This is a genomic window from Marinobacter sp. ES-1, assembly GCF_000475255.1.
GTDB lineage: Bacteria > Pseudomonadota > Gammaproteobacteria > Pseudomonadales > Oleiphilaceae > Marinobacter > Marinobacter vinifirmus.
The window spans coordinates 1-21,337 of the sequence record NZ_AXBV01000109.1 but is presented as its reverse complement, the minus strand read 5'-3'; the positions used below and the strand labels follow the sequence as shown (position 1 = coordinate 21,337).

General features: G+C 60.8%; 20 protein-coding genes. 6 read left to right on the top strand and 14 right to left on the bottom strand.

The window, feature by feature from the left end; genetic code table 11:
• Window positions 1–271: 271 nt before the first annotated feature.
• A complete protein-coding gene (gene bioB / locus Q668_RS16340) occupies window positions 272–1,339 on the bottom strand; it encodes a biotin synthase BioB (protein WP_022990705.1) in 1,068 nt (355 codons plus the stop codon).
• A gap of 51 nt (window positions 1,340–1,390) precedes the next feature.
• Here bioB and Q668_RS16335 point away from each other — a divergent pair, with 51 nt between their 5' ends.
• Entirely contained in the window at window positions 1,391–2,119 is a 729-nt protein-coding gene (locus Q668_RS16335) for a ComF family protein (protein ID WP_022990704.1), read from the top strand.
• Here Q668_RS16335 and Q668_RS16330 read toward each other — a convergent pair.
• Window positions 2,116–3,231 (bottom strand): NAD(P)/FAD-dependent oxidoreductase, encoded by a 1,116-nt coding sequence (locus tag Q668_RS16330; RefSeq protein WP_036220419.1) that lies wholly within the window; start codon window positions 3,229–3,231, stop codon window positions 2,116–2,118. The genes Q668_RS16335 and Q668_RS16330 overlap by 4 nt on opposite strands.
• 118 nt (window positions 3,232–3,349) lie before the next feature.
• Between Q668_RS16330 and Q668_RS16325 the strand changes: the two genes are divergently transcribed.
• The 4 genes from Q668_RS16325 to cmoB are packed head-to-tail and all read left to right on the top strand — an operon-like array spanning window position 3,350 to window position 6,523.
• A complete protein-coding gene (locus Q668_RS16325; protein WP_036220416.1) occupies window positions 3,350–4,369 on the top strand; it encodes a serine/threonine protein kinase in 1,020 nt (339 codons plus the stop codon).
• A gap of 20 nt (window positions 4,370–4,389) precedes the next feature.
• Window positions 4,390–4,758, top strand: a complete 369-nt coding sequence (locus tag Q668_RS16320) for a hypothetical protein (protein WP_022990701.1) — start codon at window positions 4,390–4,392, stop codon at window positions 4,756–4,758.
• Complete coding sequence (cmoA, locus tag Q668_RS16315) at window positions 4,751–5,509, top strand: carboxy-S-adenosyl-L-methionine synthase CmoA (RefSeq protein ID WP_022990700.1); 759 nt, start codon at window positions 4,751–4,753, stop codon at window positions 5,507–5,509. Before Q668_RS16320 ends, cmoA begins: the two co-directional genes overlap by 8 nt.
• A 21-nt stretch (window positions 5,510–5,530) precedes the next feature.
• On the top strand, window positions 5,531–6,523 hold the full coding sequence (gene cmoB, locus Q668_RS16310; protein ID WP_022990699.1) for a tRNA 5-methoxyuridine(34)/uridine 5-oxyacetic acid(34) synthase CmoB: 993 nt from the start codon (window positions 5,531–5,533) through the stop codon (window positions 6,521–6,523).
• An 85-nt stretch (window positions 6,524–6,608) separates the two neighbouring features.
• On the opposite strand, the gene Q668_RS16305 is transcribed toward cmoB, so the two are convergent.
• The 11 genes from Q668_RS16305 to Q668_RS16255 all read right to left on the bottom strand — a co-directional run bounded on the left by Q668_RS16305 (window position 6,609) and on the right by Q668_RS16255 (window position 19,502).
• Window positions 6,609–7,904, bottom strand: a complete 1,296-nt coding sequence (locus Q668_RS16305) for an adenylosuccinate synthase (RefSeq protein WP_022990698.1) — start codon at window positions 7,902–7,904, stop codon at window positions 6,609–6,611.
• Window positions 7,905–7,985: 81 nt separating this feature from the next.
• Window positions 7,986–9,167, bottom strand: a complete 1,182-nt coding sequence (locus tag Q668_RS16300; RefSeq protein WP_022990697.1) for an ATP phosphoribosyltransferase regulatory subunit — start codon at window positions 9,165–9,167, stop codon at window positions 7,986–7,988.
• Window positions 9,168–9,339: 172 nt separating this feature from the next.
• Window positions 9,340–10,215, bottom strand: a complete 876-nt coding sequence (gene hflC / locus Q668_RS16295) for a protease modulator HflC (protein WP_022990696.1) — start codon at window positions 10,213–10,215, stop codon at window positions 9,340–9,342.
• A 3-nt stretch (window positions 10,216–10,218) separates the two neighbouring features.
• Window positions 10,219–11,406: an FtsH protease activity modulator HflK gene (hflK, locus tag Q668_RS16290; protein WP_022990695.1), complete on the bottom strand. Its 1,188-nt coding sequence runs from the start codon at window positions 11,404–11,406 to the stop codon at window positions 10,219–10,221.
• 78 nt (window positions 11,407–11,484) lie between these two features.
• Window positions 11,485–12,786, bottom strand: coding sequence for a ribosome rescue GTPase HflX (gene hflX / locus Q668_RS16285; RefSeq protein WP_227498386.1), 1,302 nt, complete (start codon window positions 12,784–12,786; stop codon window positions 11,485–11,487).
• Between the two features lie 92 nt (window positions 12,787–12,878).
• A complete protein-coding gene (gene hfq / locus Q668_RS16280; RefSeq protein ID WP_022990693.1) occupies window positions 12,879–13,130 on the bottom strand; it encodes an RNA chaperone Hfq in 252 nt (83 codons plus the stop codon).
• 34 nt (window positions 13,131–13,164) lie between these two features.
• Entirely contained in the window at window positions 13,165–14,211 is a 1,047-nt protein-coding gene (gene miaA / locus Q668_RS16275) for a tRNA (adenosine(37)-N6)-dimethylallyltransferase MiaA (RefSeq protein WP_022990692.1), read from the bottom strand.
• Window positions 14,212–14,216: 5 nt separating this feature from the next.
• Window positions 14,217–16,106 (bottom strand): DNA mismatch repair endonuclease MutL, encoded by a 1,890-nt coding sequence (gene mutL / locus Q668_RS16270; protein WP_022990691.1) that lies wholly within the window; start codon window positions 16,104–16,106, stop codon window positions 14,217–14,219.
• 20 nt (window positions 16,107–16,126) lie between these two features.
• Window positions 16,127–17,428: an N-acetylmuramoyl-L-alanine amidase gene (locus Q668_RS16265; RefSeq protein ID WP_022990690.1), complete on the bottom strand. Its 1,302-nt coding sequence runs from the start codon at window positions 17,426–17,428 to the stop codon at window positions 16,127–16,129.
• Between the two features lie 23 nt (window positions 17,429–17,451).
• Window positions 17,452–17,949: a tRNA (adenosine(37)-N6)-threonylcarbamoyltransferase complex ATPase subunit type 1 TsaE gene (gene tsaE, locus Q668_RS16260; protein ID WP_022990689.1), complete on the bottom strand. Its 498-nt coding sequence runs from the start codon at window positions 17,947–17,949 to the stop codon at window positions 17,452–17,454.
• Window positions 17,946–19,502 carry an NAD(P)H-hydrate dehydratase gene (locus Q668_RS16255; protein ID WP_081697633.1) on the bottom strand — a complete coding sequence of 519 codons (1,557 nt, stop codon included), beginning with the start codon at window positions 19,500–19,502 and terminating at the stop codon, window positions 17,946–17,948. Before Q668_RS16255 ends, tsaE begins: the two co-directional genes overlap by 4 nt.
• A gap of 130 nt (window positions 19,503–19,632) precedes the next feature.
• Here Q668_RS16255 and queG point away from each other — a divergent pair, with 130 nt between their 5' ends.
• Window positions 19,633–20,727, top strand: coding sequence for a tRNA epoxyqueuosine(34) reductase QueG (gene queG, locus Q668_RS16250; protein ID WP_022990687.1), 1,095 nt, complete (start codon window positions 19,633–19,635; stop codon window positions 20,725–20,727).
• On the opposite strand, the gene orn is transcribed toward queG, so the two are convergent.
• The gene (gene orn, locus Q668_RS16245; protein ID WP_036220411.1) at window positions 20,717–21,259 is read right to left on the bottom strand and encodes an oligoribonuclease; all 543 of its coding nucleotides are present in this window, start codon (window positions 21,257–21,259) and stop codon (window positions 20,717–20,719) included. The two genes, queG and orn, sit on opposite strands and share 11 nt — an antisense overlap.
• Between the last annotated feature and the right edge of the window lie 78 nt (window positions 21,260–21,337).

The window sequence follows — 21,337 nt, the reverse complement described above, 5'->3', positions numbered from 1 at the left end:
TCCCATCATCCCTGTGCGCTTAGCTTTCGCCATCCCTGGCGAAAGATAGTCCCGGAAAGCCCTACCCGGTTCGCCGCTCACTTGGGGCGTAGCCTGCAGGGTCACAATCGCCCAGGTTTACTGGCCGCGGGGCGGGGTCCCCTTTCCGGGACCATAGAGGGCCATGGATGGCCCGACCTGAGCGCACAGGGACGTCTTGAGCGAGTCCCGGAAAGGGGACCCCGCCCTGCGGCCCTCCACCGTGAGCCCCGGTAAAAGGCCAAGACCAAAGTCAGACTGAGGCAGCCGACTCCCGACTCGCGTCATAGAACAGATGCCGCGTCGCCTCATACTCGACGGCATCAGACAGCGCCTCCACCTCCTGCTCCTCGGTAGCACACTGCTCCCGCTGCTCCGGCCGGATACCCAACTTACGGAACAACTGCATATCCGCATCCGCCTCAGGGTTGGACGTGGTCAGAAGTTTCTCGCCGTAGAAGATGGAGTTGGCACCCGCCATAAAGCACAGCGCCTGCATCTGCTCATTCATCTGCTCCCGCCCCGCGGACAAGCGAACATGGGACGCCGGCATCAGAATCCGCGCCACCGCGATAATCCGAACAAACTCGAAGGGGTCCAGGTCGTCTACATTCTCCAGCGGCGTGCCCTTCACTTTCACCAGCATATTCACCGGCACACTCTCCGGATGCTGGGGCAGGTTCGCGAGCTGAACCAGCAGCCCTACCCGGTCGTCTTCGTCTTCGCCCATACCCATAATGCCGCCGCAGCACACCTTCATGCCGGCCTTGCGCACGTTATCCAGGGTATCCAGCCGATCCTGGTAGGTTCGGGTGGTGATGATGTGGTTGTAGTACTTCTCGGAGGTGTCCAGGTTGTGGTTGTAGTAATCCAGCCCGGCGTCAGCCAGCTCCCGGGCTTCTTCCTCTTTCAGCATGCCCAGGGTCATGCAGGTTTCCATACCCAAAGATTTCACCTGCTTTACCATATCCAGCACGTAGGGCATGTCCTTCCTGGAGGGGCTACGCCAGGCAGCGCCCATGCAGAACCGGGACGCGCCCTTCTCTTTCGCTGCGCGGGCTTCTGCGACCACTTTTTCAATCTCCAGCAGCTTTTCCTTTTCCAGCCCGGTGTTGTAGTGACCGCTCTGGGGGCAGTACTTGCAGTCCTCCGGGCAGGCGCCGGTTTTGATCGACAACAGGGTGCTGACCTGCACTTCGTTGGGGTCGAAATGGTCCCGGTGAACCGTCTGCGCGCGGAACAGCAAATCGTTGAACGGCAAGTTGAAAAGATCCCGGGCTTCCTGAAGCGTCCAGTCGTGACGGAGGGCAGTAGCGGTCATGGCAAAGTCCTGTTAACCTTCGCAAGGTTTTTGGTTTACGGATAAACCGCGATGATAAACGGACTGAAATCGCTGTCAACCTTGATCGACCAAAAGGTTAACAGCGCAAAACAAGGTGGCCGCTGCGTCACCTGTCTTTCGCCCCATGCCAGCTTCGGGTTGTGCCAGGGCTGTCGGGACGACCTTCCAGCCATTCGCTGGGCCTGCCACACCTGTGCGTTGCCGCTGCCCTTCGCCACCCCCGGGCTCCAGTGCGGGGAATGCCAGGTGGCAAAACCACCCTTTTCCCGCGCACTGATTCCCTGGCGCTACCAGTTCCCGGTAGACGGCATGATCGGCCGCTACAAGTACAACGGCCACCGAAAGTTTGTGCGGCCACTTCTGGCCGGCTTCAGCGAGTTTGTCGAACAACAACTGGCTGCCGATCAACGGCCCGATGCCCTTATTCCCGCCCCCATGCACTGGTCACGCAGGTGGCAGAGAGGCTTCAACCAGGCCCTGGATATCGCCGAATTCGTCGGTTCACAGCTGGATATTCCGGTCGCTGGCGATGTGGTTCGGCGTCGGCGGCGGGTGACGGCCCAGCGGAAACTGAACCGGGCCGAGCGGCTGGTCAACCTGGCGGGGGTTTTCGAGGTGTGCGGTCCGGTGCCGGCGCGTGTCGCCATAGTGGATGACGTGGTGACCACCGGGGCAACGGTGAAGCTGCTGGCTGATGCGCTCCGCTACGCCGGTGCCCGGGACATTCAGGTCTGGGCGCTGGCACGAACTCCGGGTTAGGTATCGGCGAGCAACGATTTCACATACCCGGCGATGGCCAGGCTGGATGTGAGCCCCGGGGACTCTATGCCGAACAGGTTAACCAGCCCGGCCAGGCCATGTTGCTGCGGGCCATCGATGCGGAAATCGAAGAAGCCGCCCTCGGGGCCCGCAAGCTTGGGGCGGATTCCCGCGTAGGCGGGTTGCAGGCGACCGGCGTCCACGCCCGGCCACCAGGCCCGGATACCTTCCACAAACCGATGCACCCGTTCCGGGTTCACGGTGTAATCTTCGGCATCAATCCACTCCACATCCGGGCCAAAGCGAGCCTGGCCCGCCAGGTCGAGGGTCAGGTGCACGCCCAGGCCACCCGGTTCTGGCAACGGATAGATCAGGCTATCGAAAGGATGATTGCCGCTATAACTGAAATAGACGCCCCGGGCCAGCCATTGTCGGGGGCGGGCAGTATCCGGCAAGCCCTGCCAGCTACCGGCCAGGGCCGGAGCGCCGAGGCCTGCGGCATTGACCACTTCCCGGGCCTGCAGGGTCACGCCTGCAACTCCACCAACGGTCAGGGTATGGAGCGGGCCGTCCGAGCAAACGGCCGTCACCGGGCTGTTGAGCACCAGCTGGCCACCAGCGTCTTCCAGCTCCCCCAGCAAGGACAACATCAGGCCATGGCTGTCGACAATGCCGGTTTCCGGTGACCAAAGCCCGGCTTCGGCATTAATAACCGGAATTTTCCGGGTGATGTCCTGACCCTCTGCCAGCAGCAACGAAACGCCATTCAGGGCCGCCTGTTCACGAATGCCGGCCAGCTTTTCGCTCTGGGCCGCGTCTGTGGCGATGATCCACTTACCACACTTGCGGTGGCCAACCTTGTGGCTCCGGCAGTAGTCATACAGCAGTTGGCGGCCACGCACGCAGAAGCGGGCCTTCAGGGAATCCTGCGGATAATAAAGGCCGGCGTGGATAACCTCGCTGTTTCGGGAAGAAATGCCTTCACCAAAGCGGGGGCCCGCTTCCAGAACAATGACTTCCCGCCCGCTAGCGGCGAGCTCGCGGGCAATCGCCAGCCCCACCACGCCGGCGCCGATCACCACCGTTTGTACCTTGTAACTGTCTTCGCTCACACCCATTCCTGCTTTCCGGCACGGACTGCAGAAATTACCGCAGTTAGCGGGCCATTGCATTACCTGAGCCCCCATAACAGGTATACTTTGCGCCAAATCCTGCTTCCAGTTGGGCCTTATGAACACCGAGTCTTCAGACATAGCCGCGTCTACCCACCCGTACGACAGTCTCACACCGGAAGTGATCCTGGACGCCATGGAAGACGCCGGTTTTGAAGTCAGTGGCCGGCTGTTCGCCCTGAACAGCTATGAAAACCGGGTGTACCAGGTAGGGCTGGAAGAGGGCCCGCCGGTGATCACCAAGTTTTACCGGCCGGGGCGCTGGTCAGACGCAGCCATTATGGAAGAACACGAGTTTTCCCTGGAGCTGCAGGCCGCTGATATTCCGGTCATCGCCCCCATGATCATGGAGAATGGCGAATCCCTCGGCCGGCATGCCGACTTCCGGTTCGCAGTGTTCCCCCAGCGGGGCGGACAGGCGCCGGACACCAGCATTACCGACACCCTGTATCGTCTCGGCCAGTGGCTGGGCCAGATCCACAACCTGGGCGCCACCAAAAGCTTTCAGCACCGCCCCGGGTTTGATCTGGTGCAAGGCATTCAGGATCATAATGCCCTGCTGATTGATGGTGGCTGGGTACCGGACGATCTCCGGCCGGCATGGGACAGCCTGATTCCGGACCTGGTCAGGGGCTGCCAGCAGCGCATCGAAGAGGCCGGTGTTGTCGACACCCTTCGCATTCACGGAGACTGCCACGCCGGCAACATCCTGTGTCGTGACGAAACCATGCTGTTTGTCGACCTGGATGACTGCCGCACCGGCCCTGCGGTGCAGGATATGTGGCTGCTGCTGAACGGCGAGGCCACGGAAAGGGGCAGCCAGCTAGGCGAGCTGCTGGAAGGTTATGAAATGTTCCGGGAGTTCAACCGCCGGGAGCGGCACCTGATTGAACCCTTGCGCTGTTATCGCCAGATTGCCCACTGCGCCTGGCTGGCCCGGCGCTGGGAAGACCCCGCCTTCCCCCGCTTCTTCCCCTGGTTTGCCCAGCCCCGGTTCTGGTCCGACCAGGTCCTGGCATTGCGTGAGCAACTGGCGGCCCTGCAGGAGCCGGCTATTTCCCTTCCGGGGCAATACTGAATTCCGTAAGGAGGTAAGCAATGAGCGACAACGACTACCGTTATTCCGTGCGCAGCCTGATTGTCACCGCGCTGGTGGCTGTGGTGGGCACCGTGCTGGCACTGGAAGCCAGCGGCCGCATCAGCCATTCGGACAACAAGGACCACGTGCCGGTGGGTGACTTCCAGGCCATCCACGTCAAGCCGGGCGAAGAATTCCGCATGTCCCGGAAATCGTCCGAGTTGCACGCGGTGTGTGAAAACGGTTACCTGGCCATTGCGGCCGATGTGGACCCGTCATTCCGGGGTATCCTGGTGGACTACAAGAACCGCGGCGTTCGCTGCCAGCGGCCGTCACCCACCGACAAGGACCTGGCCTCAGAGCCTGCCGGAGAATCCGGCCATGAGTGACCGCAAGCCAGCCAAGCCGGAGCAACTGACCGACCGCCTGTTTGCCACCGAACGCAACCCGGAAGATTTCCGCTTTGATGCCTCGGTAGCCCGCGTATTTCCGGACATGATCCGCCGGTCTGTGCCCGGTTACACCACCATTATTCCGATGATCGAAGTGATCACCGAGCAGTATGTGCAACCAGGGTCCCACTGCTACGACCTGGGCTGCTCTCTGGGTGCGTCTACCCTGGCCATGCGCCACGGCATTCCCTACAGCGACTGCACACTGGTGGGCGTGGATAATTCCAGCGCCATGATCGAACGCTGTGAACACTACATTGCCCTGGATGACCACGAGCTGCCGGTCAGCCTCCGGTGCGAAGACATTCTGGCGACAGAATTAAGCCGGGCGTCGGTCACAACCCTGAACTTCACCTTGCAGTTTGTGCCCCCCGAACAGCGGCTGGACCTGTTAACCCGCATTGCCGATGCGACACTCCCGGGTGGCGTGCTGATCCTGTCCGAAAAAATCCGCTTTGAGTCAGACGCCGAGCAGGATACCCAGACCCGCCTGCACCACGAATTCAAGCGGGCCAACGGCTATTCTGACCTGGAAATCAGCCAGAAACGTGCCGCCATTGAAAAGGTGCTGATCGCGGAAACCCTGGCCGCTCACCGCGAACGGCTCATGAACGCCGGCTTTGACCAGGTACTGGTGTGGTACCAGTGCTTCAACTTTGTGTCCATGCTGGCCATCAAGAACCCCTGATTCCGAGGCCCTCCAAGACCCATGGCAGCTTTCGACTGGCGCACTCATTTCACTCCGTTCCTGGACTATCTCAACGGCGAGAACCAGCAGGCCTGGGCCAGCGTGCTCACCGGCCAGTTGGTCAGCCGGTTCGAAGACAACCCGCACGGCGACATGGCCCGCTGGCAGGCCGCCCTTGAGGCGCTTCCGGCGGTGCCTGGCGCCTCTGTTAACCTCGACACCTCTGCGGTGTCGGTGTCAGGCCCAGAGCCTCTTTCTCCGGAGCAGGCGGAACGCCTTGAGCAGGGCCTGCGCGGCCTGATGCCCTGGCGCAAAGGCCCGTTCGAGTTTTTCGGCACCCACATTGATACCGAATGGCGTTCAGACTGGAAATGGGACCGTGTGGCACCGCACCTGGCGGACCTGAACGGGCGCACCATCCTGGATGTGGGCTGCGGCTCCGGCTATCACTGCTGGCGTATGGCCGGGGCCGGGGCAAGGCGGGTGGTGGGTATCGATCCGGGCCTGCTGTTCATGTTCCAGTTCCTGGCGGTGAAGGGGTATCTGGACAACGTACCGGTCGACCTGCTTCCAGTGCGTATGGAAGACCTGCCGGAGAACCTGGAGCTGTTCGATACCACCTTCTCTATGGGCGTGCTTTACCACCGCCGCTCTCCGCTGGATCACCTGCTGGAACTGAAAGGCACCCTGCGCCGGGGCGGCGAACTGGTACTGGAAACACTGGTGGTGGACGGCCCGGAGGGCTACAGCCTGATGCCGGAAGACCGCTACGGGCAGATGCGCAATGTCTGGTTCCTGCCCAGCTGCCCCACCCTTCTGCGCTGGCTCGAACGCACCGGTTTCCGCAATGCCCGGGTGGTGGATGTCAGCGACACCACCACCGATGAGCAGCGCAGTACCGACTGGATGCGCTTCAATTCCCTGAAAGATTTCCTGGACCCGGACGACCCCTCGAAAACCATCGAAGGCTACCCGGGGCCAAAGCGGGCAACCATCATCGCTGAAAAGCCCTGAAGTCTGTCACCCTGAAACGAAAAGAAAAGAAACGAAAAAACCGCCTGAAGCTCTCGCTGCAGGCGGTTTTTTTTACTCCCGGCCGTTACTCCCCGAAAGGATGGCGCAGAGTAATGGTCTCGATACGGTCCGGACCGGTAGAGATGATGTCGATCGGCGCTTCAATCTGCTCTTCCAGGAAGCGGATGTACGCCTTGGCGTTCTCCGGCAACTGGTCAACGCTGGTCAGGCCCACGGTGCTGTCGCTCCAGCCCGGCAGCTCTTCATACACCGGCTCGATGTCGGCATAGCTGTCGCAGCCAATGGGCGGACGGGTAATCTCGCCGTTCGGCGTTTTGTAACCCACGCATACCTTTACCGTTTCCAGGCCGTCCAGAACGTCCAGCTTGGTCAGGCAGATGCCGGACACACTGTTAATCTGGATCGCGTGCCGCAGGGCCACGGCGTCAAACCAGCCACAGCGGCGGGAGCGACCCGTGGTGGTGCCCACTTCATTACCCTTCACGGCCAGGTGCTCGCCCATGGCATCAAACAGCTCGGTGGGGAACGGACCGGAGCCCACGCGGGTTGTGTAGGCCTTGGTAATACCGAGTACGTAGTCCAGGTAAAGCGGACCAAAACCGGAACCGGTGGCGGTGCCGCCCGCGGTGGTGTTGGACGACGTTACGTATGGGTAGGTACCCAGGTCGATATCCAGCAGCGAACCCTGTGCACCTTCGAACAGGATATGCTCGCCACGCTTGCGGTAGTCGTGCAGGATGTCGGTTACATCGGCAGACATGGGCAGGATTTCCTCCGCCATCTGCATCAGCTCTTCCAGGGCCGCATCAATATCTTCCGCTTCTTCCTTGAAGTACTCGGTCAGCACAAAGTTGTGGTAAGACATGATCTCGCGCAGCTTGGCTTCAAAGTCGGCCTTGTTGCACAGATCGCCGACACGTACGCCGCGACGGGACACCTTGTCTTCGTAGGCGGGGCCGATACCACGACCGGTGGTGCCGATCTTGTCGTTACCCTTGGCGCGCTCGCGGGCCTGGTCGATACGAACATGGGTACGCAGGATAATCGGGCAGGCCAGGCTGATCTTCAGGCGCTGACGAACCTGCACACCGTTAGCTTCCAGTTCACGGACTTCCTTGAGCAGGGCTTCCGGCGACAGAACCACACCGTTACCGATCAGGCACTGGACGTCCTTACGCAGAATACCGGACGGAATCAGGTGCAACGCGGTCTTCTTGCCATCGATTACCAGGGTATGACCGGCGTTATGGCCACCCTGGAACCGTACAACGGCAGACACCTTGTCTGTCAGAAGGTCGACAATCTTGCCCTTGCCTTCATCACCCCACTGGGTGCCCAGCACAACTACATTTTTACCCATGATTCTCTCTCACATCAGGCAGCCCGGAGGCAGGCGCCTTGCAAATTTACGCGAAAATATCAGCAAGCAACGGGCGCTGTCTCAGCCCAGAGCTTCCAGAATCCACTGGCCGTCACGCTTGACCAGTTGCCGGTCGCAGCCCTTTGAGGCCGGATCGGTGTGTGCATCTTCAGGCAGTGCCCGAATGACGGTGTCGGTTGCCCGAAGCGCGGCGACCGCCTGCTCGAGGGCAGGATCGGCATCTGCCGGTGCCCAGACAGAGCCCGGACGCTGAACAGAGCGCTGCCCCAGGGCCACCAGGGCCCGGATATCCAGGCTGAAACCGGTCGCCGGGCGGGCGCGGCCGAAATCGCTGCCGATGGCGTCGTAGCGACCACCCTTGGCAACCGAGTCGCCGTGGCCGGGCACATAGGCGGCAAATACCAGGCCGGTGTGATAGTTGTAGCCGCGAAGCTCGCAGAAATCGAAGCCAAGGCTCACTTCCGGATAGTCCCTCTGCAGCATGTCTGCCACCCGGGACAACTGGTCCAGGGCAGCATCCAGGGCATCGGAAGCGCCACCCAGAATACTGCGGGCTTCATCCAGCGCTTCCACGCCACCGTTTACCCGAGCCAGCTTGCGCAGGCGCGCACCGGCTGAGCCTTCGGCGCAATCGCCCAACAGTTCATCCAGTTCAGGCACCGACTTGCGCGCCATGGCATCAAACACCGAGGCTTCGGTGTCTTTGTCAAAGCCGGCCGCAGAGATCAGGCTTTCGTAGATGGAAACATGGGCAAGGTCCAGGTGCACCCGGGGCAGGCCAGCCACCCGGAGGGCCTCCAGCATCAGGCTGATCACTTCCAGGTCTGCAGATTCAGAGGCACTGCCAAACAGTTCGCAACCGGCCTGGATCGGCGTACGGCCGGTCAGCATGTGGCGCGGGCGGGTATGCAGAACATGGCCGGCATAGCACAGGCGGGTAATACCGTCCTGGCCCAGGGTATGGGCATCAATGCGGGCGGCCTGGGGCGTCATATCGGCGCGCACACCCATCATCCGGCCAGTCAGCTGGTCGGTGAGCTTGAAGGTTTGCAGTTCCAGGTCGTGTCCGGTGCCTGTAAACAGGGACTCGAGATATTCGATCAGCGGGGGAATTACCAGTTGGTAGCCCCAACGCTGGCAGGTGTCCATTACTTCCCGGCGCAGGGATTCGATCTGTCCGGCCAGCGGTGGAAGAATATCTTCGACACCATCTGGCAGTAACCAGCGATCAGATACAGTCATGAGATTCGGTTGTCCGTTTTTCCCTTTCCGGCCACGTGCCGGGGGAATGACTCAGGGTTCAGGATGAGCGGGCCAAAAATACCCGCACAAAACCGCCAGAATTCTACACCCTTGGCAGACACAAAAAAACCGGAATACCTGAGTATTCCGGTTTTCAGTGCCTGCGGGCCGATCAGTTGGCGCCGGCAGGGTCCTTCAGGAACTTCATGAAGTTGCTGTCGGAATCGATGACCATGATGTCATCCTTGCCGGCGAAGGTGTTCTGGTACGCCTGCAAGCTACGGTAAAAGCTGTAGAATTCCTCGTCAGCACCATAGGAGTCCGCGTAGATCCGGGCGGCTTCACCGTCACCCTCACCGCGGGTTTCCTCCGCTTCGGCAAAGGCCGTTGCCAGGATAACGGTTTGCTGACGGTCCGCATCGGCACGGATACCTTCAGCCAGCTCCTGACCCCGGGAACGGAATTCCTGGGCCAACTTCTGGCGCTCGGTCGCCATCCGGCGATACACGTTCTCGCTGACGGAGCCCGGCAGTTCGATGGCCTTGACCCGGATATCCAGGATTTCGATACCGAATTCCGCGATGGCGGTTTCGTTGGCACGGTCACGCAGGGTGTGCATAAGCTCATCACGCTGGCCGGATACCACCTCGTGCATGGTACGGATACCGAACTCGTCACGCAGGCCATTGTCCACGCGGGACAGGATCAGAGTCTGGGCACGGAACTCATCGCCACCGGTAGCCCGATAGTACTGATCCACATCACGAATTTTCCAAGCCACGTAGGAGTCCACGTCCAGGGGCTTCTTCTCGATAGTCAAGTACTGACGGGAGGGAAGGTCCATGGTCAGCACCCGGATATCGAACTCACGGATCTGGTCGATCACCGGCACCTTGAAATGGATGCCTGCCTGGATATTGGTTTCCACCAACTCACCGAAACGCAGTTTCACGCCCCGATGGGTTTCGGGAATGATGTACACGCTGGACAGCACGAGCAGGACAACAATAAGGGCGCCTGCAAGACCCACTACACCTTTAGGTCCCATGGCTTATCTGCTCCTCCGGATGTTGGTGTCCTGACGGGTACGCAGTTCCTGCAGTACCTGGTCGGTCAGTGTCTGGATATCAAGCTGCTGGTTACCGGAACCGGAATTACCGGAACTGTTCGCCGGCAGGCGACCCTGAGTCAGACGATCCAGGGGCAGGTACATCATGTTGCCGCTGCTTTCGGTGTCGACAAAGATCTTGCTGCTGTTACCCAGAACCTGTTCCAGGGCCTGGATGTACATACGCTCACGGGTAACCGCCGGGGCGTTTTCATACACGGCAAGCAACTGGTTGAAACGCGCGGTTTCACCACGGGCCCGCTCGATCACCTCTTCTTTGTAGGCACTGGCTTCTTCAATCATGCGCTGGGCCTGGCCGCGGGCTTCCGGAACAATCTTGTTACGGTAGGTTTCCGCTTCTTCCTTCAGGCGCTGCTCGTCTTCACGGGCACGCTGAACTTCACGGAAGGCGTCCTGCACCGGTCCCGGAGGCTGGGTGCTTTCCACGTTGACACGAACGATCTCAAGACCCGCGCCATAGTCACGCAGGAAGCTCTGCAACCGCTGTTCAACCCGTACAGCCAGCTCGGCACGGCCTTCGGTCAGCACGTCATCCAGGGATGAACTACCCACTTCATGGCGCAGGGCACTGTCGGTGGCAAAGGCCAGGGCCTGGTTGGAATCCCGGATGTTCAGCACGTAGGCCTTGGCATCACCCACCCGGTACTGGACCTGAAGATCCACGGTCACCAGGTTCTCGTCCTGGGTCAGCATCTGGCCGGAGGACTGGGCAGTACGTACGTTCGTTACCCGCACCTTGTACACGTTATCAATCAACGGCACCTTGAAGCGCAAGCCCGGGCTCTCGGTACGACTGAATTCACCGAAACGCAGCACAACGGCGCGCTCCTGTTCGTCTACGGTGTAGAACGACTGGTACATCACGTAACCGACCACCAGGATCGCCGCGATCGCCAGGATGGCACCAAAGCCACCACTGCTACCGCCCGAGCTGCTGCCGTTGTTGCCGGAGCCAGAGCCGCCTTTGCCGCCCAGCATCCGGTTGAGTTTGTCGAGGCCCTTTTTCAGCGCTTCGTCGAGGTCTGGCGGACCCTGATCATTGCCGCGACGACCACCGGTCCCCCAGGGATCGTTGTCGTTGCGGTTTCCACCCGGTTCGTTCCAGGCCATAGTTCTCTCCGTTCGTGTTTTATCGAATGGCTGCAAATACTAGGGATTTATCCTGCCCCCGGCAATAGCCGGGTGGATTCAGGCGTTCCGCTGCTCAAGGCGTATGGCGTCTTCACGCACCCCTGCCCGGCTCAGCAGTTGCTGCCAGTCCCGGTTCTGCAACCTTACTTCTACTACCGATTCACCGGTGTCCCGATGCTCCTCACTCAGCACCGAGCCGGCTTCGTGCAGCAATGCCCGAAGCTTGCCATCGGCCGGCCCGAGCACAACAAAGTGATGCACGACGTCTTCTGCCAGCCGCTCGACAATGGCATCGAACAGCAAATCCAGGCCGGCGCCGGTGACGGCCGATACCCAGGCCCGCACCGGAATACCTTCTTCGTTACGGTCTACCCTGGGCTCGAAATCTTCCAGCAGGTCAATCTTGTTGAACACCTGCAATTGGGGAATTTCGTCGGCGCCGATTTCTACCAGCACTTCTTCGACCTGCTCGATGTTTTCATCACGACGATCGTCATGACAATCGATCACATGCAGCAGGATCGTCGCCTGGATGGTTTCTTCCAGCGTCGCGCGGAAGGCTTCCACCAGCTTGTGAGGCAAGTGCCGGATGAAGCCCACCGTGTCCGCCACTACGACCGGCCCTATGTCCGGAAGTTCCAGCCGGCGCAGGGTCGGGTCCAGCGTTGCGAACAACTGGTCTGCAGCATATACGCTGGAAGTTGTAATCCGGTTGAACAAGGTGGATTTGCCGGCATTGGTGTAGCCCACCAGGGACAGGGTCGGGATATCCGCCCGCTTCCGCGCACGCCGGCCCTGGTCCCGCTGTTTACGCACCTTCTCCAGGCGCTTGTGAATGGATTTGATGCGTTCACGCAGCAGCCGGCGGTCGGTTTCGAGCTGGGTTTCACCCGGGCCGCGCAGGCCGATACCGCCCTTCTGGCGTTCCAGGTGGGTCCAGCCCCGTACCAGCCGGGTCGACATATGCTCGAGCTGAGCCAGTTCTACCTGCAGCTTGCCTTCGTGGGTGCGGGCGCGCTGGGCAAAGATATCCAGGATAACCCCGGTACGGTCCAGTACCCGGCACTGCAACTCCCGCTCGATGTTGCGCTCCTGACTGGGGCTCAGGGCGTGGTTAAACAGCACCACGTCGGCCTCGCTGGCGGCAACCGCATCACGGATCTCCTCCAGCTTGCCCTCCCCTACGAACAGCCGGGGGCTGGGCTGCTTTCGCGTTCCGGTTACGCTGGCAACCGGCTCAACGCCGGCCGAGGTAACCAGTTCCCGGAACTCGCCCGGGTCTTCAGTGTCTTCGTGGGCGGTAAAATCGATGTGGACGAGAACCGCCCGTTCTCCGACGTCAGGACGTTCAAACAAGATTCGGTCTACTCCATAAAAACAAACACCCGCGGCCACTCCAGCTCAAGGGCTGTCCTGGAACGCGGGTGTTAAAACCGGAAACTCCGGAGGTATCAGTCTTCAGACTCTTCCTCTCCTGCCACGGTCGCTTGCGGCAGACGCACATTGCGGGCCGGTACCACGGTAGAAATAGCGTGCTTGTAAACCATCTGGCTGACAGTGTTCTTCAGCAGGATTACGAACTGGTCAAAGGATTCGATCTGGCCCTGCAGCTTGATGCCGTTTACCAGAAAGATAGAAACCGGAATGCGTTCCTTGCGCAGAGCGTTGAGGTAAGGGTCTTGTAAGGAATGCCCTTTTGACATGTTTATTCTCCTGTTTATATGTAAGTGCAGATCGTCATTTTTCAGAATTAAATGTGGTGGGTAGTCCGGACTTTTTCAAGGTTTCCAGCACCACTTGCGGATCACCGCTGTTCAGCCAGTGCAAATCCGGCCATTTTCGCAACCAGGTAAGTTGGCGCTTTGCCAGCTGGCGGGTAGCCGCCACGCCCCGGTTTACAAAGGTTTCGTAGTCACAATCGCCAGCCAGGTATTCCCATGCCTGTCGATAGCCCACGCAACGCATGGACGGCAGCTCCGGGTTCAGGTCTCCCCGGGCCATCAGGCTCCGGACTTCTTCCAGAAAACCGGACTCCAGCATCAGCAGGAAGCGTTTTTCGATTCTCTCGTGAAGAACCTTGCGCTCCTCGGGGGCCAGAGCAAACTGGAAAACAGTATACGGCAGGTCGCCAGTTTCGTCTGCCTGCCACCTGGTGAAATACGTGTAATCCTCAATACCGGACCGATGTTGCTGTGCAGAAGTTCCCGACTCTGCCTGCCAGAGTTCAGAAATCGGCCGGCCGGTCAGGCGAATCACCTCGATAGCACGCATCAGGCGCTGGCGATTATTGGGGTGAATCAGCTCAGCCGCCACCGGGTCCTTAGCCGAAAGCTCATCATGCAGGTGCTGCCAGCCAAGGGATTCGGCCTCCTGCTCGATTTGCCGGCGCAACTCCGGGCTGGCAGAGGGTAAGCCTGACATGCCGTGCAGCAAGGCCTTGAAGTACATCATGGTGCCGCCCACCAGCAGCGGTATTCGCCCGCGGCGGGTGATATCGGCCATTTCTGCCAGTGCATCCCGGCGAAAGTCCGCCGCCGAGTAGGTATCGACCGGGTCGCAAATATCAATCAGGCGGTGTGGTGCCCGGGCCAGCTCTTCAGCGCTCGGCTTGGCGGTGCCGATATCCATGCCGCGGTAGATCATGGCGGAATCGACACTGATGATCTCGCAGGGCAACCGTTCACACAGGGCCATGGCCAGGTCGGTTTTACCGGAGGCTGTGGGCCCCATCAGAAAAATGGCCGAGGGCAATGGCTGTCCGGCACCGGCAGAGGGCTGGGTCATGGCGATCAGCGCCCCCTGAGGAACAGCTTGTCCAGCTCGGACAGGGTCACCAGGGTCCAGGTAGGCCGGCCGTGGTTACACTGGCCGCTGCGTTCGGTGGCTTCCATATCCCGCAGCAGGGAATTCATTTCAGGAATGGTCAACTGCCGGTTGGCCCGCACCGATCCATGGCAGGCCATGGTGCCCAACAATTCGTGGGTGACGGCTTCTACCCGGTCACTCTGGCCATGCTCGATCAGGTCGGCCAGCACATCCCGCACCAGCTGTTCAGTGTCGGCACCCCGCAGCAGCGCGGGAATCTGCCGAACCGCCAGGGTTTCCGGCCCGATGCGTTCAATCTGCAGGCCCAGGTGCTGCAGTTCTTCCCCATGGGTTTCCGCCAGCGCCGCTTCCTTCTGGCTGACGGCAAGGGACACGGGCACCAGCAACGGCTGGCTTTTCAGGTCCTGCTCTACCAGCGCACGCTTCATACGCTCGTAGGTAATGCGTTCATGGGCGGCGTGCATATCCACCACGATCATCCCTGCCCGGCTCTGGGCGAGGATATAGATGCCGTGCAGCTGGGCAATGGCATAACCCAGCGGCGGTTCTTCCTCGCCATCCTGTGGCGGCGTTGGCATGGGCTGCGGCGTAAAACCTTCAGACCGGGATGCGGTGGCCACACCACCGCCCTCGTTCAGGGAATTATAGAAAGCCATCTGGTCGCTGGCTTTCCATTCCTGCTGCGGCTGTGGGCTTCCTGCCTGCCCGAAATGACCACTAAAGGCCGACGGCTGCCCGGATATCTGGTGCGCCTGCGACTGGAATGCCGGAGCGTCGTTACCCGCACCAGCAGCAGGCTCCGGCTCACGCCCGAACGATTGCGCCACGGCGCCCCGCAGGTGATCATCCGGGCGCACATCGGCCAGTGCCCGGTGCAGGGTACGGAAAATAAAATCGTGCACCAGCCGGCCATCCCGGAAGCGAACTTCATGCTTGGTGGGGTGCACATTCACATCCACCGTGGCCGGGTCCACTTCCAGGTACAGCACGAAGGCCGGGTGGCGGTTGTTGTAGAGCACATCCCGGTAGGCCTGGCGCACGGCGTGGGCCACCAGCTTGTCGCGAATAACCCGGCCGTTGACGAAGAAATACTGAAGATCCGCCTGGGAGCGGGAGAATGTTGGCAGCGCCACCCAGCCCCACAACCGCAGGCCACTGGCCTCGGCATCGATCACCACGGCGTTGTCGATAAACTGCTGGCCGCACAGGGAACTGATGCGCCGTTCTTTATCCAGCGGCGATTCCGCCGGTCTCAGGCTCTGCACTACCCGCTGGTTGTGGCGCAGGGTAAAGCCGGCATCGAAACGGCTCAGGGCCTGCCGGCGAATGCATTCTTCCACGTGGTTGAATTCGGTTTTCTCGGTGCGCAGGAATTTGCGCCGGGCCGGGGTATTGAAGAACAGGTCCCGCACTTCCACCGTGGTGCCCACCGGATGGGCGGCCGGCGAGATTTTCGCGTCCATATCCCGGCCTTCCACTTCCACCCGGGAAGCGGCTTCCTGCGTCTCGGTTCGGGAAGTCAGGGACAGGCGGGATACCGAGCTGATACTGGCCAGGGCTTCACCCCGAAAGCCGAGGGTACCCACCGCTTCGAGGTCGTCCAGAGTCAGGATCTTGCTGGTGGCGTGGCGGCTCAGGGCCAGGGGCAGGTCCGCTTCTGCAATACCGGAACCGTCATCACGAACCCGGATCAGCTTGACCCCGCCCTGCTCGATCTCGATATCTACCCGGCCGGCCCCTGCATCCAGGGCATTCTCTACCAGCTCTTTAACTACGGATGCAGGGCGCTCCACCACCTCGCCGGCGGCTATCTGGTTGGCAAGCCGGGGCGAGAGCAATTGGATGTGGGGCATAACCGGGAACTACCTCTTGATCAGGATGAGGGAATACGAATGGTTTGCCCTACCATAACACGATCATCGCTCATGCCGTTAAAGCGCATGAGCTCACTGACGGTGGTCTGATTCTGCCGGGCCACGCCCGACAGGGTATCGCCACGGCGAATCCGGTACTGGCTCACTTCCGGGCTACCCTGGTTTTGCTTTTGCCAGGCCAACAGAGTGCCTGGCGGCGGCGTGCGCTGGAAGTATTCATGAATACCATCCATGATCGCGCTCGCCAGCTTGTCGCGGTACCACTGGCTGGCCAGGTTCTTTTCTTCCTTGGGGTTGGAAATAAAGCCGGCCTCGACCAGGATCGAGGGGATATCCGGGGATTTCAGCACCACAAAGGCCGCCTGCTCCACCCCGGGCTTGTGCAGCTTGGCCACGTTGCCCAGCCGGCCCAGAACCGAACTACCGACACCGAGGCTGGCATTGATGCTGGCTGTCATGGACAGATCCAGCAGTACACCGGCCAGCATTTCGTCCCGACCTTCCAGCGAAAGACCTCCGGCACCGCCGATCAGGTCCGAACTGTTTTCACTCTGGGCCAGCCACCGCGCCGTCTCACTGGTCGCGCCGCGCTGGGACAGCGCAAACACCGAGGCTCCACTGGGTTGCGGTGTGCGGAACGCATCCGCATGCACCGACACAAACAGGTCGGCGTTGTATTTGCGGGCCAGGATGGTGCGGTTACGCAGGCCGATGTAGTAATCCCCGGTGCGGGTCAGCTTAGCGGTAAAGCCCGGCTGCTTGTTAACCAGGTCTGCCAGGGTTTTCGCCATCCTCAGAACGACGTCTTTCTCACGGGTGCCCCGGGGGCCGATGGCGCCGGGGTCCTCGCCACCGTGGCCGGCATCGATCACCACAATGATATCCCGCTTGCCTGCTGAGTCCTGGGTGACGGTGGGGCTGGTAGCCCGCTCTATGCGGCTGCCTTTCTCGTCGATCAGGTCAACCACCAGCCGGTGTCCGTATTGCTGGTTGGGCTCCAGGGCAAAGCTTCGGGGCTTGATATCACTGGCAAGATCCAGCACTACGCGCAGGTCGCTGCCATTACGCCGCGCGCTGCGAATGCGGCGAATCGGGCTGCCTTCCAGGTCCACCTTGCTGAAGTCGGTTTTCAGGGAAACATTCTTCAGGTCGATAACCAGCCGGGACGGGTCAGACAACGAAAACACGTTGTGCTCCACTGCACCGGCGGTGTCCAGCACCAGGCGGGTGTGATCCGGTGCCGGCCAGATACGCACACCCTCCACCTGAGCAGCGGCGCTGGCCAGGCTTGCAGTCATCATCAACAAGAACCCAAGTACAACTCTCATGATTCCGGCCCAATTAACTCAATTTCGTTCAGCAGTCTGGCGCCCAGTTCCGAACGTGCCCTGAGCACGACCGAACGCCCCTCGCCTTCCCGTTCCAGGTGAATCTCGATATCCGGGTCCGGCAATATGCCTTCGCCGCGCTCCGGCCATTCGATCAGGCGGAAACTGCGGCTGGCGAAGTAATCCCGGATACCCATGTATTCCAGTTCTTCAGGATCGCCCAGCCGGTACAGGTCGAAGTGGTAAACCGGCGGTTCCAGGTCTTCATAGGGCTCCACCAGCGTATAGGTGGGGCTTTTAACCGCGCCTTCATGGCCCAGGGCACGGATCACACCGCGGCTCAGGGTGGTTTTGCCCATACCCAGGTCGCCATCCAGAAACACAGTCAGCCCCTGCTCCGAGGCCTGGGCCAGCCGGGCCAGCTCGGAGCCCAGCTTCACGGTTTCGGCCTCGCCTTCGAGAAACAACCGGCGTTCGTTGCCAAAAATACTCATCGCGCCTCCCGGTCGTCATGGAATGACATGGTTTCAGTTTGCTTCAATACCGGCGGCAAAGCATCCAGGACATCGGCCGGCACCAGGGATTTGTATCCAACCCTTTCCGATGCCAGGTCTGCCGCTGCCAGGTGGGCAGAGGCCGCCGCAACCGTGGCCCGGGTAAAATCCTCCAGCTGGCCAAGAAACGCTCCGATCATGCCGGACAACACATCACCCATGCCTCCGGTTGCCATACCGGGATTGCCCCCGGCCACCACAAACGGCGTGTTGGACCCGTCGGTAATCACGGTTCCTGCACCTTTGAGCAGAACGATACCACCCCAAAGCTTCTGAATCCGTGTAGCCGCTCTCAGACGGTCTGCTTCAATCTCAGCCACGCTGCATTCCAGCAGCCGTGCCGCTTCGCCCGGATGCGGGGTCAGTACACGGTTGTCGGCCGTTGCCACCGCACGGGCAGCCATCAGGTTCAGGGCGTCGGCATCCAGCACCTGCGGTTTCCCGCTGTCGAGAACCTGCTGCAACATCTGCTGGCCCCAGGCCGAGCGGCCAATGCCCGGGCCACACACTACAATGTCTGCCTGCTGCAACAGCGGTGCCAGTTCCGACCCATGAATCAGGCCATGACACATAACATTCGGACACCGGGCCAGGGCCGCGGTTACATGCTCAGGCCGGGTAGCCAGGCTGACCAGCCCCGCGCCGGAACGGGCCGCGGCCTCTGCCGCCATGATGCCGGCACCACCAAAGCCACGATCACCCGCCACCACCAACACATGGCCAAACTGCCCTTTATGGGCGTTCAGGGGCCGCTCAGGAAACCAATCCCGGCACCGGGCCCAGGACTGCAAACTTGCCAGCGGCTGGCCGGCATAGCCTTGCAACTGCTCCTGCACGCCCAGGGATTCAAAAACCACCCGCCCGCAAACACCGGCACCTGCACCGGTAAACAGCCCGGCCTTGGCGCCGATAAACGTGACCGTAACCGTGGCACGAACCACCTCGCCTTCAGCCGCACCCGTCGTAGCATTCAGGCCCGAAGGCAAATCCACTGCCAGCACCGGCACCCGGGCCTGGTTTAATGCCTGGATAATGCCGGCAACCGGTTCCCGGGGGGCACCCGCCACACCGGTACCCAACATGGCATCCACCACCACGCCGGCAACGGCAAGCCGTCGGGCCAGGTCACCTTCCGGCAACCCGGCGAAATCAGCCACTGCAACACCGGCCTGTTCGGCAGCCTTGAAGGCCTTGAGAGCATCTCCCGACAGCTTGCCGGCCGGGCTGACCGCCACACACTGCACCGGAATCCCCTGCTTATGGGCATTCAGGGCGATCAGGTAACCATCGCCGCCATTATTGCCAGCCCCGCACAGCACCAGAATCGAAGCGGGAGACGGCCAGTGCCGAAGCAGTTGGCGAAACGCTCCCCTGGCCGCGGACTGCATCAACTCAAAGCCATCAATACTCTGCTGATCAATAAGATACCGATCCATCGCTCGAACCGAGTCGGCGGAGTACAGGGCTTCTGGTAGACTGTCCGCGTAGCGCATGGGGTATCCCGTTAAAGAAACCGGTTTAAGAAAATTGGCCAGATACCTGTTAAGCATAGCAAAACAGGAAAAAAGGTCATAACTTAATCAAATTAAATCTCTGCAGGCTTCAAAGGCCGACGTTGCGATCATGACCAGCCAGCCCGAGACCACAGAAAACCAACCGCCCGGCACCGAACTGACCGCCCTGCCGGAGCAAATCCGGCAGTGGGCAAGGGATCTCGGCTTTGCCGATGCTGGCATTACCCTGGCCGACACCGGCCCCCATGCCGAACGCCTGCAACGCTGGCTGGCCGCCGGTTACCACGGCGACATGGCCTACATGGCCGACCACGGCGACAAACGCTACACCCCGGACTCCCTGGTACCCGGCACCCTGCGGGTCATCTCCGTGCGCATGGATTACCTGCCTTCGCCCGACAACCCGAAACAAGCGCTTACTAACCGGGAAACCGCCTACATCACCCGCTACGCCCTGGGGCGGGACTACCACAAGCTGATGCGCAAACGCCTGGCAACCCTGGCCAAACAGATCGATGAAGCCGTCAGTGGCTACGACTACCGGGCCTTTGTGGACAGCGCCCCGGTCCTTGAGCGGGGGCTGGCGCAACGGGCCGGGTTGGGCTGGATCGGCAAGAACAACATGCTGATTCACCCGAAAGCCGGCTCTTACTTTTTCCTCGGTGAAATCTTCACCAGTGCACCGCTGCCGGTGGATGAGCCCTTCGACAAACAGCACTGCGGCTCCTGCTCCGCCTGCCTGGAAGTATGCCCGACCGATGCCTTTGTTGGCGCTCACTTACTGGATGCCCGCCGCTGCATCAGCTACCTGACCATTGAACTGAAAGGCCCGATCCCGGAAGAGCTGCGCTCGAAAATGGGTAACCGGGTATTCGGTTGCGACGATTGCCAGCTGGTATGCCCCTGGAACAAATTCAGCAAGCCCACCCGGGAAGACGACTTCCAGCCCAGACACGGCCTGGACAACACCAACCTGGCCGAGTTGTTCCTGTGGACTGAAGAACAGTTTCTGAAAAACACCGAAGGCTCTGCTATACGCAGAACCGGCTACGAGAACTGGCTGCGCAACCTGGCGGTAGGACTGGGCAATGCCCCGAGCACCATTCCGGTGATCGAGGCACTGAAGCAACGGGCGGACCACCCGTCAGAACTGGTGCGGGAGCACGTTACCTGGGCGTTGCGCCGGCACGGCCTTACAGCTTGAAGAAGTGCTCGCGGTAGTGGCGCAGTTCCTCGATGGAATCGCGTATATCGTCCAGCGCCAGGTGGCTGCCTTTCTTTTTCACACCATCCAGCACATCCGGGCGCCAGCGGCGAGCCAGCTCCTTGATGGTTGATACGTCCAGGTTTCGGTAGTGGAAGAAGGCTTCCAGTTCCGGCATGTACTTCACCAGAAACCGGCGGTCCTGGCCGATGCTGTTGCCACACAGGGGCGATTCGCCGGCAGACAGATACTGCTTCAGGAACGCCAGGGTTTCCTGCTCGGCTTCTGCCTCGCTGGTTTTGCTGTCCTTCACCCGCTGAGTCAGGCCGCTGGCGCCGTGGGTGTTGGTGCACCATTCGTCCATGGCGTCCAGCAGGCTGTCAGGCTGGTGAATGGCAATCACCGGGCCTTCGGCCACCAGATTCAGTTCCGAATCGGTAACAATCGTGGCCATCTCGATGATCCGTTCTTGCTCCGGATCCAGGCCGGTCATTTCCAGGTCTATCCACACTAAACGGTTGTGGTTGGGCATTCGTCTTGATACCTATGTGGTTGGGTGTTGTCGCAGGTGTGGGTCGGTGTTCCGAAAACCGCTCCTTGCGGCACATCC

Bases quoted from the DNA above. Each gene is read 5' to 3' on its own strand.
- Q668_RS16335 (WP_022990704.1), top strand. From the start codon at position 1,391: ATGATAAACGGACTGAAATCGCTGTCAACCTTGATCGACCAAAAGGTT.
- orn (WP_036220411.1), bottom strand. From the start codon at position 21,259: ATGCCCAACCACAACCGTTTAGTGTGGATAGACCTGGAAATGACCGGC.
- tsaE (WP_022990689.1), bottom strand. From the start codon at position 17,949: ATGAGTATTTTTGGCAACGAACGCCGGTTGTTTCTCGAAGGCGAGGCC.
- cmoA (WP_022990700.1), top strand. From the start codon at position 4,751: ATGAGTGACCGCAAGCCAGCCAAGCCGGAGCAACTGACCGACCGCCTG.
- Q668_RS16320 (WP_022990701.1), top strand. From the start codon at position 4,390: ATGAGCGACAACGACTACCGTTATTCCGTGCGCAGCCTGATTGTCACC.
- Q668_RS16255 (WP_081697633.1), bottom strand. From the start codon at position 19,502: ATGCGCTACGCGGACAGTCTACCAGAAGCCCTGTACTCCGCCGACTCG.
- cmoB (WP_022990699.1), top strand. From the start codon at position 5,531: ATGGCAGCTTTCGACTGGCGCACTCATTTCACTCCGTTCCTGGACTAT.
- miaA (WP_022990692.1), bottom strand. From the start codon at position 14,211: ATGACCCAGCCCTCTGCCGGTGCCGGACAGCCATTGCCCTCGGCCATT.
- Q668_RS16300 (WP_022990697.1), bottom strand. From the start codon at position 9,167: ATGACTGTATCTGATCGCTGGTTACTGCCAGATGGTGTCGAAGATATT.
- bioB (WP_022990705.1), bottom strand. From the start codon at position 1,339: ATGACCGCTACTGCCCTCCGTCACGACTGGACGCTTCAGGAAGCCCGG.
- hflK (WP_022990695.1), bottom strand. From the start codon at position 11,406: ATGGCCTGGAACGAACCGGGTGGAAACCGCAACGACAACGATCCCTGG.
- Q668_RS16265 (WP_022990690.1), bottom strand. From the start codon at position 17,428: ATGATGACTGCAAGCCTGGCCAGCGCCGCTGCTCAGGTGGAGGGTGTG.
- queG (WP_022990687.1), top strand. From the start codon at position 19,633: ATGACCAGCCAGCCCGAGACCACAGAAAACCAACCGCCCGGCACCGAA.
- Q668_RS16305 (WP_022990698.1), bottom strand. From the start codon at position 7,904: ATGGGTAAAAATGTAGTTGTGCTGGGCACCCAGTGGGGTGATGAAGGC.
- hflC (WP_022990696.1), bottom strand. From the start codon at position 10,215: ATGGGACCTAAAGGTGTAGTGGGTCTTGCAGGCGCCCTTATTGTTGTC.
- hfq (WP_022990693.1), bottom strand. From the start codon at position 13,130: ATGTCAAAAGGGCATTCCTTACAAGACCCTTACCTCAACGCTCTGCGC.
- Q668_RS16325 (WP_036220416.1), top strand. From the start codon at position 3,350: ATGAACACCGAGTCTTCAGACATAGCCGCGTCTACCCACCCGTACGAC.
- mutL (WP_022990691.1), bottom strand. From the start codon at position 16,106: ATGCCCCACATCCAATTGCTCTCGCCCCGGCTTGCCAACCAGATAGCC.